The organism is Klebsiella variicola, from assembly GCF_000828055.2.
GTDB lineage: Bacteria > Pseudomonadota > Gammaproteobacteria > Enterobacterales > Enterobacteriaceae > Klebsiella > Klebsiella variicola.
In genome coordinates this window covers 3007206-3024768 of sequence record NZ_CP010523.2, presented here as the reverse complement: position 1 = coordinate 3024768, position 17563 = coordinate 3007206, and the positions used below count along the sequence as shown (strand labels likewise).

The 17563-nt window shown below is 58.3% G+C and carries 18 protein-coding genes; 9 read left to right on the top strand and 9 right to left on the bottom strand.

All coding sequences use genetic code 11. The annotated features are described in order from the left end of the window. Positions 1–15 precede the first annotated feature (15 nt). The gene (locus SP68_RS14240; RefSeq protein WP_040968438.1) at positions 16–1050 is read left to right on the top strand and encodes an NADP-dependent oxidoreductase; all 1035 of its coding nucleotides are present in this window, start codon (positions 16–18) and stop codon (positions 1048–1050) included. Between the two features lie 46 nt (positions 1051–1096). On the opposite strand, the gene SP68_RS14235 is transcribed toward SP68_RS14240, so the two are convergent. Further along, on the bottom strand, positions 1097–2272 hold the full coding sequence (locus tag SP68_RS14235; RefSeq protein ID WP_040968439.1) for an aminotransferase class I/II-fold pyridoxal phosphate-dependent enzyme: 1176 nt from the start codon (positions 2270–2272) through the stop codon (positions 1097–1099). A 220-nt stretch (positions 2273–2492) separates the two neighbouring features. Between SP68_RS14235 and SP68_RS14230 the strand changes: the two genes are divergently transcribed. The 3 genes from SP68_RS14230 to SP68_RS14220 are packed head-to-tail and all read left to right on the top strand — an operon-like array spanning position 2493 to position 4982. Further along, positions 2493–3299 carry a MetQ/NlpA family ABC transporter substrate-binding protein gene (locus SP68_RS14230; protein ID WP_012968382.1) on the top strand — a complete coding sequence of 269 codons (807 nt, stop codon included), beginning with the start codon at positions 2493–2495 and terminating at the stop codon, positions 3297–3299. A gap of 8 nt (positions 3300–3307) precedes the next feature. Then, positions 3308–4321: a methionine ABC transporter ATP-binding protein gene (locus SP68_RS14225; protein ID WP_032733457.1), complete on the top strand. Its 1014-nt coding sequence runs from the start codon at positions 3308–3310 to the stop codon at positions 4319–4321. Continuing rightward, positions 4314–4982 (top strand): methionine ABC transporter permease, encoded by a 669-nt coding sequence (locus tag SP68_RS14220; protein WP_004892563.1) that lies wholly within the window; start codon positions 4314–4316, stop codon positions 4980–4982. Before SP68_RS14225 ends, SP68_RS14220 begins: the two co-directional genes overlap by 8 nt. A gap of 44 nt (positions 4983–5026) precedes the next feature. Here the strand turns inward: SP68_RS14220 and SP68_RS14215 are convergent, their stop codons facing one another. The 3 genes from SP68_RS14215 to SP68_RS14205 all read right to left on the bottom strand — a co-directional run bounded on the left by SP68_RS14215 (position 5027) and on the right by SP68_RS14205 (position 7609). Then, positions 5027–6226, bottom strand: coding sequence for an amino acid aminotransferase (locus SP68_RS14215; protein ID WP_040968440.1), 1200 nt, complete (start codon positions 6224–6226; stop codon positions 5027–5029). Between the two features lie 38 nt (positions 6227–6264). Next, a complete protein-coding gene (locus SP68_RS14210) occupies positions 6265–6879 on the bottom strand; it encodes a YitT family protein (RefSeq protein WP_002902402.1) in 615 nt (204 codons plus the stop codon). Positions 6880–7129: 250 nt separating this feature from the next. Beyond that, positions 7130–7609, bottom strand: a complete 480-nt coding sequence (locus tag SP68_RS14205; protein WP_040968441.1) for an Lrp/AsnC family transcriptional regulator — start codon at positions 7607–7609, stop codon at positions 7130–7132. A gap of 334 nt (positions 7610–7943) precedes the next feature. On the opposite strand from SP68_RS14205, the gene SP68_RS14200 reads away from it, so the two are divergent. Next, positions 7944–9320: an amino acid permease gene (locus SP68_RS14200; RefSeq protein WP_008805157.1), complete on the top strand. Its 1377-nt coding sequence runs from the start codon at positions 7944–7946 to the stop codon at positions 9318–9320. Between the two features lie 235 nt (positions 9321–9555). Next, a complete protein-coding gene (locus SP68_RS14195; RefSeq protein WP_040968442.1) occupies positions 9556–10305 on the top strand; it encodes a hypothetical protein in 750 nt (249 codons plus the stop codon). A gap of 115 nt (positions 10306–10420) precedes the next feature. Here SP68_RS14195 and SP68_RS14190 read toward each other — a convergent pair whose 3' ends face one another. From SP68_RS14190 to SP68_RS14180, 3 genes are all read right to left on the bottom strand, one after another. Further along, positions 10421–10615, bottom strand: coding sequence for a hypothetical protein (locus SP68_RS14190; RefSeq protein ID WP_008805155.1), 195 nt, complete (start codon positions 10613–10615; stop codon positions 10421–10423). 236 nt (positions 10616–10851) lie between these two features. After that, a complete protein-coding gene (locus SP68_RS14185; RefSeq protein ID WP_071891566.1) occupies positions 10852–11970 on the bottom strand; it encodes an oxidoreductase in 1119 nt (372 codons plus the stop codon). Beyond that, complete coding sequence (locus SP68_RS14180; RefSeq protein WP_008805153.1) at positions 11933–12676, bottom strand: DeoR/GlpR family DNA-binding transcription regulator; 744 nt, start codon at positions 12674–12676, stop codon at positions 11933–11935. Before SP68_RS14180 ends, SP68_RS14185 begins: the two co-directional genes overlap by 38 nt. Before the next feature lie 277 nt (positions 12677–12953). Between SP68_RS14180 and zntB the strand changes: the two genes are divergently transcribed. The 3 genes from zntB to dbpA all read left to right on the top strand — a co-directional run bounded on the left by zntB (position 12954) and on the right by dbpA (position 15839). Further along, the gene (zntB, locus tag SP68_RS14175; RefSeq protein ID WP_008805152.1) at positions 12954–13937 is read left to right on the top strand and encodes a zinc transporter ZntB; all 984 of its coding nucleotides are present in this window, start codon (positions 12954–12956) and stop codon (positions 13935–13937) included. A gap of 316 nt (positions 13938–14253) precedes the next feature. Further along, positions 14254–14448 carry a proline-rich small protein YnaL gene (gene ynaL / locus SP68_RS28990; protein WP_049245597.1) on the top strand — a complete coding sequence of 65 codons (195 nt, stop codon included), beginning with the start codon at positions 14254–14256 and terminating at the stop codon, positions 14446–14448. 14 nt (positions 14449–14462) lie between these two features. Beyond that, a complete protein-coding gene (gene dbpA, locus SP68_RS14170) occupies positions 14463–15839 on the top strand; it encodes an ATP-dependent RNA helicase DbpA (RefSeq protein ID WP_040968444.1) in 1377 nt (458 codons plus the stop codon). Positions 15840–15884: 45 nt separating this feature from the next. Here dbpA and ttcA read toward each other — a convergent pair whose 3' ends face one another. Beyond that, a complete protein-coding gene (gene ttcA / locus SP68_RS14165) occupies positions 15885–16820 on the bottom strand; it encodes a tRNA 2-thiocytidine(32) synthetase TtcA (protein WP_008805150.1) in 936 nt (311 codons plus the stop codon). Positions 16821–17051: 231 nt separating this feature from the next. Further along, entirely contained in the window at positions 17052–17486 is a 435-nt protein-coding gene (gene uspF, locus SP68_RS14160) for a universal stress protein UspF (protein ID WP_008805149.1), read from the bottom strand. Positions 17487–17563: the final 77 nt, after the last annotated feature.

The window sequence follows — 17563 nt, the reverse complement described above, 5'->3', positions numbered from 1 at the left end:
TATGAGGAGAAAGCGATGTCGACGCAGATGATGAAGGCTGTTCAACAGCACGCCTTTGGCGGGCCGGAAGTCCTGAGCTATGACGATGCGCCACTGCCGGTGTTGCAGGCTGGCGAGGTGCTGGTGCAGGTGCACGCGGTGGGCGTGAACCCACCGGACAGCTATCTGCGCGATGGCTATCAACAGCTGCCCCCGGAATGGCGGCCCGAGGTCCGCTTTCCCTTGATCCTCGGGACCGATCTCTCCGGGGTGGTGGTGGCGCGGGCGGATGACGTCCGGGAGGTGGCGGTCGGCGACGAAGTGTACGCCATGGCGCGTTTTCCCGAAGGGGCGGCAGGGGGCAGCCGCGCTTACGCCGAGTACGTTAGCGTACCGGTCAGCGATCTGGCCCGCAAGCCCCTAACCCTGAGCCATCAGCAGGCCGCCGCGGTGCCGATGTCACTCCTCACCGCCTGGCAGTTCATGATCGATCCCGGGCATGAGGTGGCGAATCCGCTGCAGCCGGGGCCGCATCGGCCTGCGCCGCTGGCGGGTAAACGCGTCCTGGTCAACGGCGCGGCGGGCGGCGTTGGTCATTTCACCGTACAGCTGGCGAAGTGGCAGGGCGCTGAGGTGATTGCCGTCGCCGCGGGGCGCCATGAAGCCTTTTTGCGTCAGCTCGGCGCCGATGCTTTTATCGACTATACGACCACTGCCGTTGAGGAGGCGGTGCGTGACCTGGATCTGGTCATTGATGCGCCGGGCGGGCCGGCCAGCGGCCGTTTTCTGCGTACCCTGCGGCCCGGCGGCGCGCTGTACCCGGTCTTTCCGCTCGGTTTTGCCGGGGCGGAAGAGGCGCGACAGCGCGGAGTGACGGTCTCGACCACCCAGGTACGCTCCAGCGGCGCGCAGCTCGCCCGGCTTGCCGACCTGCTGGACGCCGGGGTCATCCGGGTGGCGATTGACAGCGTTTTCCCCCTTGCGCAGGCGCAGATGGCGCACGAGCGAGCGGTGCAAGGTCGTCTGCAGGGCAAAATTGTGCTGTCGGTGATGGACTCGTCAGCGGAGTAACCCCCGGCGGCCAGGGTTACGTGTTTTCACTTCTCCCGGCGACGGACTAAAACAGCGCCAGCCGCGCAAGACGGTCCAGCGCGTTGCTCAGCGCGTCGTCGCCTGCCGTGAGGCTGATGCGAATAAACCCTTCACCCCCTTCGCCAAAACCAGTGCCCGGCGCCACCAGAATATGCGCTTCCTGCAGCAGCAGGCGGGCAAACTCCTGCGAACGGTAGCCGGGCGGCACGCCGAGCCAGAGGAAGAAAGTGCCTTGTGCGGCACGCGCCGGCCAGCGCAGCGCAGCCAGTCGACGCAGAACCCACTCCCGACGTTGATGATAGACCGCCGTCAGCTGCGCAATCCGTTCGGCCGGCAGGTTGAGCGCGGCGATCGCCGCATCCTGAATCGCGCCAAACACCGTGCTGTAGCTATGGGTGTGCAGCTTTTTAAACGCCCGGATAATCGAGGCGTTGCCGACCGCGAAGCCGAAGCGCCAGCCGGCCATATTAAAGGTCTTGGAAAAAGTATAGGTTTCCACTCCCCATGCTTTCGCGTCGGGCTGGGAGAAGAGGCTCAGCGGCGCATCGCTGGCTGCGCTGCCGATGGCCGCATAGGCAAAATCATGGAGGATCGGCACCTGGTGACGACGGGCAAATTGCAGAGCGCTGGCGAACAGCGCCGGCGTGGCGAGGGCGCCGGTTGGATTATGCGGGTAGTTAAGCACCACCAGCCCGGCCTTGTCAGCCACCTCCCGGGGGAGGTCGTTAAAATCCGGGAGGAAATGGTTCTCCGCCCTGAGCGGCAGGCCATAAAACGCGGCCTGGGACTGCAGCGCCGCCGAGCGGTAAATCGGATAGCAGGGATCGGTGGAGATCAGATATTGACCGGGGCTGAGCAGCGCCCGCGGGATGCCGCCAATGCCGATATGCGAACCCTGAAACACGGCGACTTCGCTGTGCGGATCGAGTTCCACATCATACTGCCGGCGATAGAACTGGGCGATCGCCTCGCGTACCTGTGGTTTGCCCCAGAACGACGGGTAGCCATGGTTTTCACGACGATGAATGGCGCTCTGCAGCGAGTCAATCACTTCCGGCGGGGTGGGTTGATCCGGACTGCCGCTGGAAAGATCGATCAGCGGTAGCGCTTCGGTGTTAACCTCCGCGGCCAGTTTTTCCAGCAGGCTGAACAGATTCTCTTCCAGCGCGTCCACCAGCGGCGAAGCAGTAAAATCAGGCATAACATTCCCGGTTTAAGTCACGAATAATTAGCCATCTTTAAGGGATTTATTGCGCCTGGCTAAATAACAAAAAACGCAAAGGATTCTTGTTTTTAGGATATGTCGATATAGCAAAAGTTAATGAGGAATTAGCAAAATGAAATCCGGCGTTCTGGCTTACAACCCACAGTCGGCTGTGATTTAATCGCTCAATATCGCCAACCTTCCAGGAAAATACCTTATGAACAAGTCAGTTGCGCTCGGGATGACTCTCGCCCTGTTGTCGGCCACCTCTTTTTATGCCGCCGCCGACGAACATCTTATTCGCGTCGGCTTTAACCCCGGGCCGTATAAAGAGCAATTTGAGAAAGGCGTCGCGCCCTATTTATTGAGTAAAGGATATAAAATCGAATATAAGGATTTCAGCGACGGTATTCAGGTGAATGATGCAGTAGCCCGCGGGGATATCGAAGCGAATATTATGCAGCATCCGGTATATCTGAAAGCGATCAATGAGCGGCTGGGGATCGATAACGTGGGCATTGTGCAGGTCCCCACGCCGCCGATGGGGCTGTACGGCGGTAAACTGACCACCCTGGGCACTCCGGCGGCAGGGACCGTCGTGTCGGTACCGAACCAGCCGTCGAACGAATATCGCGCGGTGCTGGTGCTCCAGAGTCTGGGCTGGGTGAAAGTCAAACCGGACAGCGACCCCGCCACTTTTTCGCAGCGCAATATCGTTGACAATCCGTACAAAATTGTCCTTAAAGAGATGGATAATGCCCAGCAGGTTCGCGCTCTGCCGGATGTCGACTATGGCCTGATTCAGGGCAATTTCGCCGTCTCCAGCGGTATGTCCCTGACCTCGGCATTAAAGCTGGAGGCAGCCACCAGCCATTTTATTAATGTCGTGACCGTCGCCGGTAAAAATCAGAAGGCGCAGTTTGCCAAAGATATTATCGATGGCTACCACTCTGCCGATTTCAAAAAATATATTCTCAGCCATCCGCAGTATGATGGTTACCTGCTCCCTGATTATTTAAAATGAATAGCGCGATGATAGAGTTTCGCCACGTCAGTAAAAGCTTTTTCAGGAAAGGACATCCGGTTCTGGCCTTGCAGGATATTAATCTCAGCATTGAACGAGGCGATATTTTCGGCATTATTGGCTACAGCGGGGCAGGAAAAAGCACCTTATTACGGCTGATTAATCGTCTGGAAACGCCTGGCGAGGGCGAGGTGCTGTTAAACGGCGAGCCGCTACAGGCCTGCAGCGGCCAGCGCCTGCAGGCCATCAAAAAAGATATCGGCATGATCTTTCAGAATTTTAATCTGCTGAATTCGAAAACCGTTTTCCATAACATCGCCATCCCGCTGATTTTACAAGGCCGCGACAAGGCCTTTATCCAGGCGCGGGTGGCGGAACTGCTGGCGTTCGTCGATCTGAGCGACAAAATCCACAGCTACCCTAATGAGCTGTCGGGTGGACAAAAGCAGCGGGTCGGTATTGCCCGGGCACTGGCCACCAACCCGTCGGTGCTGCTGTGCGATGAAGCCACCTCGGCGCTCGATCCCCACACCACGGTGCAGATCTTACTGCTCTTGCAGGAGATTAATCGCCGCTATGGCATCACCATCGTACTGATCACCCATGAGATGTCGGTGATCCAGAAAATCTGTCACAAGGTGGCGGTGATGCAGGCGGGCCGTATCGTTGAGCAGGGGACGGTTTTCGACCTCTTTGCCCAGCCGCAGCATCCGGTAACGGCCAGTTTCGTGCAGTCGGTGGTGCACGATCGTCTGCCGCAGCGGGTGGCGTCGCTCCTGCAGCGCGATAACGGCGCCCGGGCTATACGCCTCGAATTTATCGGCGCGACGGCGCAGCAGCCGATCATTAACCACCTGATCCGCGAGTATGCTGTCGAGGTGAATATCCTGTTTGCCAGCATGTCTGAAGTTCAGGGCCGGATTCTGGGATTTATGATTGTGCAACTCCTCGGCGAGCCTGACGAAACCGACCGCGCCATCACCCATCTGGCCGATGCAGGAGTGAAAATCACCCATGTTTGATCTTATTGATACCGCCATTACCGGCGATCAGTTTCTGCTGGCGCTGCATGACACGCTGATTATGGTCGCCGTCTCGCTGGGCTTTGGCGCGCTGATCGGCGTACCGTTAGGGATTGTGCTGGTGGTTTGCCGTCCCGGCGGCATCGTGGCCAACCCGGTGGTGCATCAGGCGCTGAATCCGCTGATTAACGTGCTGCGTTCGCTGCCGTTTATCATTTTGCTGATTGTGATCCTGCCCTTTACCCGACTGCTGGTGGGCACCACTATCGGCACCGCGGGGGCCATCGTGCCGCTGATCGTTTTTGTCGCCCCCTACATTGCCCGGCTGGTGGAGAGCTCACTGCTGGAGGTGGATGAGGGGATCCTCGAAGCCGCGGATGCGATGGGCGCGACCCCCCTGCAGACGGTCTGGCATTTTATGCTGCCGGAGGCGGCAGCGTCGCTGATTCTGGCCCTTACCACGGCGACCATCGGCCTGCTTGGTGCGACCGCCATGGCAGGAACGGTGGGCGGCGGCGGAATTGGCGACCTGGCGATCACCTATGGCTATCAGCGCTTCGACGCCTTTGCCACCCTCACCACCGCCCTGGTGCTGATTGTGATTGTCCAGCTCATTCAGACGCTGGGCACACGCCTGGCTCGCCGACTGCGTCGCGAATAACCGTCGTCCCGCCGCGGGGTAACCGCGGTTCGCGGGACAGCGGCTTAGCGCGTGGAGACCGCGGCAAAGGCATGGGCGACTCGCGCAATATTCCCGTGGTTGAGCCCGGCCACGCAGACCCGACCGCTGGCGATCAGGTAAATGCCGTGCTCTTCACGCAGGATGTCCACCTGCCGGGTGCTAAAGCCAGTATAACTGAACATGCCGCGCTGGGTCAGCAGATAGGAAAAATCACCCTCCGGCTGGGCGGCCTGCAGGGCCGTCACCAGCGCGACGCGCATGGCGCTGATGCGGGTGCGCATGGCTTCCACTTCTTCCTGCCACAAGGCGTTCAGCGCGGGAGCGTTGAGCACCTGCGATACCACCTGGGCGCCAAACCCCGGCGGGCTGGAGTAGTTGCGCCGCACGGTGGCTTTCAGCTGGCCCAGCACGCGCCCGGCGATATCGGCATTGTCACAGACCACTGACAGGCCGCCAACCCGCTCGCCATACAGCGAAAATATCTTGGAAAACGAGTTGCTGACCAGCGCCGTCAGCCCGGCGCTGGCGATGGCGCGAATGGCATAGGCATCCTCGTCCAGTCCGCGGCCGAAGCCCTGGTAGGCGATATCAAGGAATGGGATCAGCTCCCGGGCGATCAGCACCTCAATCACGCGATCCCACTGCTCGCGGGTGAGATCGGCCCCCGTCGGGTTATGGCAGCAAGGGTGAAGCAGCACAATGCTGCGCGGCGGCAGTTGCTGGAGGGCGGCGAGCATAGCGGGGAAATTCACCCCGCGGGTGGCGCTGTCGAACCAGGGATAGGTATGTACCTCAAAGCCGGCGCCGGCAAAGATGGCAACGTGGTTCTCCCAGGTTGGATCGCTGACCCAGACCGCGGAGTCGGGGAAGTAGCGCTTGAGGAAATCAGCGCCCACCTTCAGCGCGCCGGAGCCCCCCAGCGTCTGGATGGTGGCGATGCGTCCGGCACGCAACGCCGGATGATTGTCGCCAAACAGCAGGGTCTGGACCGCACGGCGATAGGGCGCCAGCCCCTCCATCGGCAGATAAAGGCTGGCCTTTTGCTGCTGACTCTGCAGCCGGTAAGCGGCCTGACGGACCGCCTCCAGCTGGGGAATAATGGCCTGCTCGTTATAGTACAGCCCGATGCTGAGGTTAACTTTGTCTGCCCGGGGATCCTGTTGAAAGGCTTCCATCAGCGACAGGATAGGATCGCCCGCATAGGCGTCAACGTTCTGAAACACAGTGGTTACTCCTGAAATGACCGTCAAAGGTGAAGCCATTACACCGCGTAGCGTCCGGGACGGTGGTTCATGGCGATAATCGAATTCAAAATCACGGCGCCGAGGATAGAGACCAGCAGCATCGGCAGGCTTACTACCCATAGCGAGGCGGTGACGATGCAGGCGTCAACCACCATCTGGAATTTACCGGCGCGAATGCCGCTTTTGTCCTGCAGATAGAGGGCCAGAATATTAACGCCGCCGAGGCTCGCTTTATGGCGAAACAGCACCACAAAGCCAATGCCGACCATGATGTTGCCGAAGAGAGTGGCGTAATAGGGGTTCAGGCGATCGACATGGATAAAGTAACCGTGCAGGTCAGAGAACAGGGACACCAGTCCGACCGCGCAGAAGGTTTTCAGCGTGAAGGCGGCGCCCATCCGCCGGACGGAGAGCCAATAGAAAGGCAGGTTAATGACGAAGAAGACCACGCCAAACGGCAGGTGGGTGGCATAGTGGATCAGAAAGGCCATACCTGCCGTTCCGCCGGTCAGGGCGCCGGCCTGGCGAAATAAAATAATGCCAAAGGAGATCATCAGCGTGCCGAACAGCAGCGCCAGGGTATCCTCCAGCCAGGTGTGGGTCAGTTTTTCAGGGGAAAGGATATTATCCATAAATAAGCACTATCTTTTCGTTAACAAGGATAAGTCCTTATTTGCAAAAATCGCACCAGAGGAGAGGGCCTGGCGATCGTTTGCGGAAAAAACAGACGCTATTCAGCCTAACGTATTGTTATGCCGAAAAGAGAAAATTGCACAAGTCATGCGATTTTCTGCAATCCATTGCGCAAACCGTGCAAATTATCACACTGTGATGCATTAACTAACCCTGCGTTTGCACCAGCGCAGGGCATCATGCCCTGATTCAGCGCAGCCGATCCGGGCCCGGCATCAGTTGGCCATTCTCTTTAAGGCGGTTGAGTATCACCGCGGTTTTCAGGTGGGCGACCCCTTTGTTTTGCGCCAGAATATGGCTGATCAAATGGCTCAGACCGGGCAGGTCCGGGACCGTCACCCGCAGCAGATAATCGGCGTCGCCGGTGGTTTTCCAGGCGTCCAGGATGGCGTCCACTTCACTGAGCATCTGGTGAAAGCTCTCCACGCATTGCGGGGTGTGATTCAGCAAGCGCACTTCTATCAGACCCAGCATTTCCTGTCCGGCAGCATCCGGCGCCAGCCGCGCGTGATAGCCGAGGATAAGCTGCGCCTGTTCAAGGGCGATGCGGCGCCGTGAACACTGGGAGGCGGACAGGCCGATGAGATCGCTCAGTTCCTGATTGGTCAAACGGCCATTGGCCTGCAGCAGGGTGAGAATTTTCAAATCATAGTCGTCGATGTTGTACATGGTGGCCACTAATGGAACGTCAGAGTGGTTAACAGCCTAACAGCTTTTTGCCCGCCGTGAAGTCTGACGACAGGGCGGCGACGCCGGCGCACCAAAACGGGTCAGCTTTATGCATGAGGAGGCTATTTTTCTCATGAACTGTGCGATTTCAGGCGGTTTATTGCGCGTTATGTTTGGCGTGGCGGCGCATGGCTTACTCCACAGAGCAGACGGATAAATAATATTTTAATAAAATTCAATATATTGCTCTTGCTCTTATGGCGGGATGCTGCGCCCTGGCCTGAAAGTTGCTATCGCCGAAGGTGACTTTTTTACAGACAGGGGCAGGTCAGAGATGACAACGCAGCAAGAGCATCAGTTAAAACGTGGGTTAAAAAACCGCCACATCCAGTTGATCGCCCTCGGGGGCGCGGTCGGCACCGGACTGTTTTTAGGTATCGCGCAGACGATCCGTATGGCAGGCCCCTCGGTCCTGCTGGGCTACGCCATCGCCGGAGCGATCGCCTTCTTCATCATGCGACAACTTGGCGAGATGGTGGTAGAGGAGCCGGTGGCGGGGTCGTTCAGCCATTTCGCCAACCGCTACTGGGGGCCTTTCGCCGGGTTTATGTCCGGCTGGAATTACTGGGTGTTGTATGTGCTGGTGAGCATGGCGGAGCTGACGGCGGTGGGGATCTATATTCAGTACTGGTGGCCGGAAGTACCCGCCTGGCTGTCGGCGGCGATCTTCTTCGTGGCGATCAACGCCATCAACCTGACGAATGTCAAAGTGTATGGCGAGCTGGAGTTTTGGTTCTCGATTGTCAAAGTGGCCGCCATCATCAGCATGATCGCCTTTGGCAGCTATCTGTTATTTAGCGGCCACGGCGGCCCGGCGGCGACGGTGGCCAACCTGTGGCAGGACGGGGGATTTTTCCCTAACGGTATCACGGGCTTAGTAATGGCGATGGCGGTAATCATGTTCTCCTTCGGCGGGCTTGAGCTGGTGGGGATCACCGCGGCGGAAGCCGACGAACCGCATAAAACCATTCCCAAAGCCACCAACCAGGTGATCTACCGTATTCTGCTGTTTTATGTGGGGTCGCTGGCGGTCCTGCTGTCACTCTATCCCTGGCGTAACGTCGTGGAGGGGGGTAGCCCCTTTGTGCTGATCTTTCATGCCATTGACAGCAATATTGTGGCCAACGCTCTCAATCTGGTGGTGCTCACCGCCGCGCTGTCGGTCTACAACAGCTGTGTGTACTGCAACAGCCGGATGCTGTTCGGCCTGGCTCAGCAGGGCAATGCTCCGCGGGCGCTGCTGCGGGTTAACCGCCGGGGGATCCCGTTGACCGCGCTGGCGGTATCTGCCGTCGCCACGGCGCTTTGCGTGGTGATTAACTATGTGATGCCTGGTAAAGCGTTTGGCCTGCTGATGGCGCTGGTGGTGGCGGCCCTGGTGATTAACTGGGCGATGATCTGCATCACCCATCTCAAGTTTCGTCGCGCTATGCAGCGGGCCGGGAAGGTAACGGCCTTCCAAAGCCTCGGCTATCCCCTGACTAACTGGCTGTGCCTGCTGTTTCTCGCCGGGATCCTCGTGGTGATGTATCTGACTCCCGACATCCGCATCTCCGTCTGCCTGATCCCGGTATGGCTGCTCATCCTCGCCGCAGGCTATCTGCTGCGGAAGAAAAGCGCCCCGGCGCTGGTGGCGATGAAAGAAGGTTAATCGCCAACACCCTGCCGGGCGGCAGGGTGATATTCTCATCGTGAAAATAACGTCAATACTTCTAGTGGATTTTATAATTCCTATAAATGATAACCGGACATGTTAATCTGGGAATAGATGACATGAACATGCTTTTTATTGATCTTGCGTGGCGCTTTGGTAATATCCCGACGGCATTCAGGTTTATTTTATAATGCCACCGAATGGAATAGTAAAATACATAATGGAGTATGGGATGAAACATGTTCATAAACTGGTCTGGATAGGCCTGTTCGTCAATATTATTATCTGTTTTGTCGCGCGAAATTTATTACTCGATGATGGACAGCTGAACTTTCATCATCGGGCGGACAGCATGTGGTCCTGGCTGGTGCTCGCTCTGTTTATCGCCGTGGTGGTTCAGGCCGTCAGTATTATGTTGTCGGGCCGCTATCCTTATCTGGCCATCGTGCTGGCGTTTATTGGCGGTATCGTGATGGTGCCCGCCAGCATGATCTTTCTGGTTGGCTGTATGTTCAGCTTTCAAACGCGGATTAACGCCGGTTTTACCCCGTGGCGGTCAACAACCGGGGCGATGGGCCGCGACGATAATCACCAGCTATTAACCTTTAATGCATCCGGTTTTTATCCGCAGGGGGCGCTGGCGCTCATCGCCGGCATTATTATCTTAATGATTGGCATGGGTATTGGCGGGGTATTTATTGCCGCCGGCATTGTTGCGCTGTGCAATGGCTATCGTCTGCAGAATCGGGTGGTGATTGGCGTGAGCGGCGAGTCGATGATATTTACACCGGGGCTCTATGCCGATACCTACGTTATTCCGTTAGGTGACGTTGTGCTGGCTGAGCGCGGGAATAATGATGCGAAAGTTCGGCTACGGATCCGTTCCAGCGGCAGAAGCTTCACGTTGCGTAAAAAACTGCTCGCCGGCGATAACGTTAATGACGCCTTCGCCGCCATTCTGGCCAAACTGTCCACGGTTTAAGGCCGACGGGGAAGGGAAGCCGCCAGGAGAGAAACACCTGGCGGCGAAAGCGTGGGTTAGCATGCGCGTTCATCGCGCCAGCCTGCACCCACGCCCTACAACACCAGGTTGCATGTTAATCCACGTTGGTAAAATAATCGCGCGCGGCGGTCTCGACGCGTTTCGCATCCAGCCCGGTCTTCTCAGTGATCTGTTCGATAAACGGTTTAAATTTTTCGTCCATCACGTTACCCCCGTCCCAGTGGGCGACGTAAAATTTGCACTGATAGCGATAAAAATGGAGAGTGGTATCTCCTAACGTGTAGTACATGAGCTTCTCCTGTCCATTAATGCGGTCGCGGCGTCCACAGCGTCAGCAACCCTTTTCTCATCACGATCGAACTGCTCTCTATCCTCCTCCCAATTGGCTGAAATTTCCAGCGGTGCTTTGCGCTATAAAGCAGGATAAAGGATGGTTATATTGCGGACGAGTAGTGATTTTTTCTGAAGTGGATTGGAAGAACCGGTTACCTGCGGGATGCGCAGATAACCGGAGAGCAGGCAGGATTAGCGCAGCGCGTGGCGCTCGTCGTCGGTCAGGTCCAGGGTCTGCACCATGCCGCTTTCTGCAGCGCGCACCGCCGCTTCCAGAACGGCCATTACCGCCAGCGCTTCAATCGGCGGCACCGGATTGGCGATCTGACCGTTCAGCGCGTCGCGGATCTGCATATAGTACTGGCGCTGATCGCCCTGCGGGGTGGCCTGAGAGTGGGTCTGCAGCGAGGCGTCATAGATCACCAGCTTGTCATCATCCTGACCCCAGCCGGCACTTCCCGGCTCCACGCCCGCCAGCAACTGGCTCTCCTGCTGGTCGGCCCGCGCTTTGATCACGCTGCCTTTATCGCCGTGCACGGTGAAGCGCGAGGAGCCGCCCGCGACCAGCATGCTGCAGTGCAGGATCGCTTTATGCGCCGGGTAGTTTAATACCACATGCGCCCAGTCGTTGATCTCCGCGCCGTTGCGCAGGGTGGCGATATTGCCTTGTACCGACTGCGGCAAACCAAACAGCTGCAGCGCCTGGTCGATCAGGTGGGGCCCCAGATCGAACCATAAACCACTGCCCGGGACGTTCTGCTCACGCCAGCGGACGCGGACTTCCGGACGGAAGCGGTCAAAATGCGACTCGAAGTGTTTCACCGTGCCGATGGCGCCCTGCTCAATGACCTGACGGATCCCCAGGTAGTCGCTGTCCCAGCGGCGGTTATGGAAGACGGAGAGCAGGCGCTGTCTCTCCTCAGCCAGGGCGATCAGCTCCCGGGCTTCCTGCATATCGAGGGTAAAAGGTTTGTCCACCACCACATGCTTGCCGGCGTTCAGCGCCAGGCGGGCCAGCGGCGCGTGGGTGGCGTTGGGGGAGGCGATGACCACCAGATCGACATCCGGATGCTGAACCGCTGCCTCCGGGGAAGCGATGACCGTGACATCCGGCAGGTCGCGTTTGACTTTCTCTTCATCGCGCGAGGCGACGAACGCCAGATTCAGACCCGGCACTGAACGGATAAGCGGCGCGTGGAAGGTCTTACCGACGAAGCCATAGCCAATCAGGGCGATATTTATTGTGTTGTTACTCATCAGGTTCTCCACGCGGTTAAGCGTCAGCAATGTGTACAGAGAGGGCGGGGTCATCCCCCAGCTCAGCCCAGGGACGATCAAGAAAAAGATGGTGAATATCGCTGAGCCCGGCCACCAGCCACGGCTCGCAATGGTTGACTTTGGTATGGTCTGCCACCAGCCAGTGCTCTGCGCTGGCGGCCAGCATGGCGCGCTTCACGTCAGCATCGGCCTCCTGGCTGGCGCTCAGCCCCAGCCCGGCATGAAGCGCGCAGGCGCCGAGAATGGCGATGTCGGCGCGGTAGCGGGCGACAAGCGACAGCGTAGCGCTGCCGGCGAACAGTCGCTGTTCACTATCCCACTGGCCGCCGAGCAGGATCAGCTGGATATCCGCACGGTCGCTAAACAGCTGGGCGATATCCAGCGAAGGCGTGATCACGGTCATTGGCCCTTTAAGCTGGGCGGCGACCGCCAGCACCGTGCTTCCGGCGTCGAGAAACAGCGTCGAGCCGAGGGGGATGCGCGCGGCGACCTGCTGACCCAGGCGCTGCTTGGTCTGGGGGAGCAAGGCGTTTCGACCCTGGCGCGTCATCGCCGGGACGTTAAGAGCGATGGCGCCGCCGTGGCTTTTCTGCAGGACACCCTGTTTTTCCAGCTCGCTCAGATCCCGGCGAATGGTATCGGCGGAGACCTGTAGCCCTTCGACCAGTTCGCTGATGCTTAGCTGGCCGTTTTCACTCAGCCTGTCGAGGATGTGTTTTTGTCTGGCGAGCTTATGCATGGCAAGCGATTCCGCAAATTAACGCAATAAACAGCATAATACAGCAATGAGTGGCAAAATAAACCGCAAAAAGACGCATTGAGATCGGCAAAACGGGAAGAACTTGATTTCACTACGCTTTAACGTTAAATGAGGAGTGCAGCGCGACCCGGGGCGAAAGCGCTTTTTAATGAAGCTATTAGCCCTACTTACCGGGCAATAAAAAGCGAAAAAGCGCGCTTTCGCGTACCTTTAGAGAGTGCGCGCAATGTGACAGGTATGGATTAACGGAGGTTGAGTGGACGCGATTAAAGGCTCGGAGTTGCAAATACCGGACGCGATCTTCGCGTGGGTGCTCGACGGGCAGGGGGGCGTGAAGCCGCTCACCGATAACGATATTATCGACAAAGACAAGCCCTGCTGGCTGCATCTGAATTATACCCACAGCGACAGCGCCGACTGGCTGGCGGCCACCCCGTTGCTGCCCAATAACGTGCGTGACGCCCTGGCGGGAGAGAGCACCCGGCCACGGGTGACGCGGATCGGCGACGGGGCGCTGATCACCCTGCGCTGTATTAACGGCAGTACCGATGAGCGTCCCGACCAGCTGGTGGCGATGCGTCTGTATATGGACGAGCGGCTGATCGTCTCCACCCGTCAGCGCAAGGTGCTGGCGCTGGACGATGTGCTGGGTGACCTGAAGGAGGGCAATGGCCCGACGGACGGCGGCAGCTGGCTGGTGGAAGTCTGCGATGCGCTGACCGATCATGCCAGCGAGTTTATCGAACAGCTGCACGACCGCATTATCGACCTGGAAGATGACCTGCTTGACCAACAGGTGCCACCGCGCGGTTTTCTCGCGCTGCTGCGTAAGCAACTGATTGTGATGCGACGCTATATGGCGCCGCAGCGCGACGTTTACGCCCGACTGGCCAGCGAGCGGCTGCCGTGGATGAGTGACGATCAGCGGCGGCGGATGCAGGATATCGCTGAGCGGCTGGGGCGCGGTCTGGATGAGATCGACAGCTGTATCGCCCGGACGGCGATCATGAGCGACGAGATCGCCCAGATTATGCAGGAGTCGCTGGCGCGGCGGACCTACACGATGTCGTTGATGGCGATGGTGTTTCTGCCCAGCACCTTTTTAACCGGCCTGTTCGGCGTCAACCTTGGCGGGATCCCGGGAAACAGCTGGCATCTGGGGTTTAGCCTCTTCTGCCTGATGTTAGTTGTTGTCATCGGTGGTGTTGCGTGGTGGTTACATCGCAGTAAATGGTTGTAAAGAATCGCCTTTTAGCGGCCGCATTGCCGGGAAAACCCGGCAATGTTTGAGCGAAATCAATAAACCACCTACCCATTCAGGGCAATATCTCTCTCGCAGGTGAATGCAACGTCAAGCGATGGGCGTTGCGCTCCATATTGTCTTACTTCCTTTTTTGAATTACTGCATAGCACAATTGATTCGTACGACGCCGACTTTGTTGAGTCGGCTTTTTTTTTGCGCTCTCCGGACCAGCTTCTACGCTTACTAAGACACCCGACGGTCTTCAGGCCGTTAAGCCTGCGGGTACGCCCGTATTACTCTCCGGGAGGCCTCTATGCATTACGCTTCAGGGCTGACAGCCCAGTCTATCCCCATCTCACCCGAGCCGAACGATCCGGCTCCTTTACCCGACCCACGACCGCGTCCGCAGCCGCAGCCCGATCCGCCGCCTGACGAAGAGCCGATTAAATTGTCGCATCAGGCGCGGAGATCTGCGAGGATACGCGCCTGCAGATTGTCCGTCCTTTAATACGAGAATACATTGTGACCGCTTTTTCTACCCTGACTGTTTTACCTGCCGCCCAATTAGCCAACCTTAATGAGCTGGGTTATCTGTCGATGACCCCGGTTCAGGCCGCCGCCCTGCCGGCGATCCTTGCGGGGAAAGATGTGCGCGTGCAGGCAAAAACCGGCAGCGGAAAAACGGCCGCATTTGGGCTGGGTCTGCTGCAGCATATCGATCCGGCGCGCTTTGAAACCCAGTCGCTGGTCCTGTGTCCGACCCGCGAGCTGGCCGATCAGGTTGCCGGTGAGCTGCGTCGCCTGGCGCGCTGCCTGCCGAACATCAAGATTCTGGTGCTCTGCGGCGGGCAGCCCTTTGGCGCCCAGCGAGATTCACTCCAGCACGCCCCGCATATCATCGTCGCCACCCCGGGCCGTCTGCTCGATCATCTGCAGAAGGGGACCGTCTCCCTTGACGCGTTGCAGACCCTGGTGATGGATGAAGCGGACCGCATGCTCGATATGGGCTTCAGCGACGCCATCGACGAGGTGATCCGCTTCGCGCCGGCTGACCGGCAGACCCTGCTGTTTTCCGCCACCTGGCCCGCGGCAATCGCGGCGATCAGCGGCCGGGTACAGCGCAATCCGCAGACAATTGAGATCGACACTGTCGATGCGCTCCCGGCGATTGAGCAGCAGTTCTTTGAAGTTTCCCGCCACGGTAAGATTGCCCTGCTGCAGCGCCTGCTCAGCCAGCATCAACCCGCCTCCTGTGTGGTGTTCTGCAACACCAAACGCGATTGCCAGGCGGTCTGCGATGCGCTCAACGCCGCCGGGCAGAGCGCCTTGTCGCTGCACGGTGATCTCGAGCAGCGCGACCGCGATCAGACGCTGGTGCGCTTCGCCAACGGCAGCGTCCGGGTTCTGGTGGCGACCGACGTCGCCGCCCGCGGCCTCGACATCAAATCCCTCGCGCTGGTGGTGAACTTCGAGCTGGCCTGGGATCCGGAGGTGCATGTTCACCGCATCGGCCGTACCGCCCGCGCCGGCGAACAAGGGCTGGCCATCAGCTTCTGTGCGCCGGAAGAGGCGCAGCGCGCCACGATCCTGGCCGACATGCTGCAGCTCTCCCTGAACTGGCTGCCGGCGCCGACGGGCAACACCACCATCGCGCCGCTGACGGCGGAGATGGCCACGCTGTGTATCGACGGCGGTAAAAAGGCGAAAATGCGCCCGGGAGATGTGCTGGGAGCCCTGACCGGGGATATGGGTTTTGATGGCGCCGATATCGGTAAAATTACCGTCCATCCGGCTCATGTCTATGTGGCGATCCGCCAGAATATGGCGCAGAAGGCGTATAAGCAGTTACAAAATGGCAAGATTAAGGGCAAAGCCTGCCGCGTTCGACTGCTGAAGTAAGGGCAGGTTAGTGCGTCTCAGGCGGCTGCCTGAGACGCGTGAGGGTTACTTCACTTCCACCACGTTCAGACGCAGTTCATCGAGACGGGCGTCTTCTTCTTCCGGCTGCCAGCCGGCAGGTTGCAGGGGAATCTCTTCCCGGTCAAACGCCAGATCGCCACCGTCCACCACCTCGGAGCCGTGGGTGATGCCTTTAAAATCAAACAGATTGACATCGCTCAGATGTGAAGGCACCACGTTCTGCATCGCGCTGAACATGGTTTCAATGCGCCCAGGATAACGCTTATCCCAGTCGCGGAGCATATCGGCGATCACCTGACGCTGCAGATTTGGCTGCGAACCGCACAGGTTGCACGGAATAATCGGGAAGCCTTTGGCCTGGGAGAAGCGCTCGATGTCCTTTTCGCGGCAGTACGCCAGCGGGCGGATGACGATGTGTTTGCCGTCGTCGCTCATTAGCTTCGGCGGCATCCCTTTCATTTTTCCGCCGTAGAACATATTCAGGAACAGCGTCTGCAGGATGTCATCGCGATGATGGCCGAGGGCGATCTTGGTCGCCCCGAGCTCGGTGGCGGTACGGTAGAGGATACCGCGACGCAGGCGAGAGCACAGCGAGCAGGTGGTTTTCCCTTCCGGGATCTTCTCTTTGACGATGCCGTAGGTATTCTCTTCGACAATCTTGTATTCCACGCCCAGCTGCTCAAGATACGCCGGCAGAATATGCTCCGGGAACCCAGGCTGTTTCTGATCGAGGTTCACCGCCACCAGCGAGAAGGAGATGGGCGCGCTTTTCTGCAGATTACGCAGGATCTCCAGCATGGTATAGCTGTCCTTGCCGCCAGAAAGACAAACCATAATGCGGTCGCCCTCTTCAATCATATTGAAGTCGGCAATCGCCTCACCGACGTTGCGGCGCAGACGTTTCTGCAGCTTATCGATGTTGTATTTTTCTTTTTTACTGATTTCTTGATTTTGCAGCATGTAATAGTGGCTCAATTCATAGTGTGGCATCAGAAGAGCACGCGTTCTGCCAGCCTGGACAACGTGGCGCTGGCGCGTAGCAATTAATGAGGTCTGACAGACAACCGTGGCGTGTATGGTACGGATTCAGGGGCAGAATGTCAGCATCTTTCCGGCACTTTCCGCTGCGGGCAGGCAGGCGGAGGCGGTGTAAGCGGAAATAAAAAGCCCGCCGGGCGGCGGGCTGTGGCGTTAACGCACCACCAGGACTGAGCACTCGGCGTGGCGGACCACCGCGGCGGCGTTGGAGCCCAGCAGATAGGTGGTGATATCTGGCCGGTGCGACGCGATGATCACCAGGTCGGCGGGTAGCGACTTGGCCAGCGCGAGGATCTTATCTTTTGGCGACCCTTCGGCGACGTGAAAATGCATCCGATCTTCCGGGATGGAAAATTGTTTGGCGATCTCTTTAAGCTGCGTTTCCGTTCCTTCGCGCAGCTCATCCATACCCGGCAGTTCAGCGGTGTAAGCCATTCCCAGTGAGGCATAATAGGGCAGGGAAGGGATCACGGAGAGGAAATGGACCTCGGCGTCGTCAATCCGTGCTTCCGATTCAACGTGACTGATAATGCGTTCAGTAAATTCTTTATCAGAGATATCGATAGGGACAAGAATCATTCTGCTCATAAAAACCTCCTGTTTAAGTATCCCCTCACATTGTACGGCATTAGAGCACGTTTTGTATCATGACCGTGGTCACACTT

Excerpts from the sequence above, each read along its gene's own strand:
- SP68_RS14190 (WP_008805155.1), bottom strand. The coding sequence starts at position 10,615 with ATGTACTACACGTTAGGAGATACCACTCTCCATTTTTATCGCTATCAG.
- SP68_RS14240 (WP_040968438.1), top strand. The coding sequence starts at position 16 with ATGTCGACGCAGATGATGAAGGCTGTTCAACAGCACGCCTTTGGCGGG.
- SP68_RS14230 (WP_012968382.1), top strand. The coding sequence starts at position 2,493 with ATGAACAAGTCAGTTGCGCTCGGGATGACTCTCGCCCTGTTGTCGGCC.
- SP68_RS14200 (WP_008805157.1), top strand. The coding sequence starts at position 7,944 with ATGACAACGCAGCAAGAGCATCAGTTAAAACGTGGGTTAAAAAACCGC.
- SP68_RS14210 (WP_002902402.1), bottom strand. The coding sequence starts at position 6,879 with ATGGATAATATCCTTTCCCCTGAAAAACTGACCCACACCTGGCTGGAG.
- ynaL (WP_049245597.1), top strand. The coding sequence starts at position 14,254 with ATGCATTACGCTTCAGGGCTGACAGCCCAGTCTATCCCCATCTCACCC.
- SP68_RS14180 (WP_008805153.1), bottom strand. The coding sequence starts at position 12,676 with ATGCATAAGCTCGCCAGACAAAAACACATCCTCGACAGGCTGAGTGAA.
- SP68_RS14235 (WP_040968439.1), bottom strand. The coding sequence starts at position 2,272 with ATGCCTGATTTTACTGCTTCGCCGCTGGTGGACGCGCTGGAAGAGAAT.
- SP68_RS14195 (WP_040968442.1), top strand. The coding sequence starts at position 9,556 with ATGAAACATGTTCATAAACTGGTCTGGATAGGCCTGTTCGTCAATATT.
- SP68_RS14225 (WP_032733457.1), top strand. The coding sequence starts at position 3,308 with ATGATAGAGTTTCGCCACGTCAGTAAAAGCTTTTTCAGGAAAGGACAT.
- SP68_RS14205 (WP_040968441.1), bottom strand. The coding sequence starts at position 7,609 with ATGTACAACATCGACGACTATGATTTGAAAATTCTCACCCTGCTGCAG.
- SP68_RS14185 (WP_071891566.1), bottom strand. The coding sequence starts at position 11,970 with ATGACCCCGCCCTCTCTGTACACATTGCTGACGCTTAACCGCGTGGAG.
- ttcA (WP_008805150.1), bottom strand. The coding sequence starts at position 16,820 with ATGCTGCAAAATCAAGAAATCAGTAAAAAAGAAAAATACAACATCGAT.
- SP68_RS14220 (WP_004892563.1), top strand. The coding sequence starts at position 4,314 with ATGTTTGATCTTATTGATACCGCCATTACCGGCGATCAGTTTCTGCTG.
- uspF (WP_008805149.1), bottom strand. The coding sequence starts at position 17,486 with ATGAGCAGAATGATTCTTGTCCCTATCGATATCTCTGATAAAGAATTT.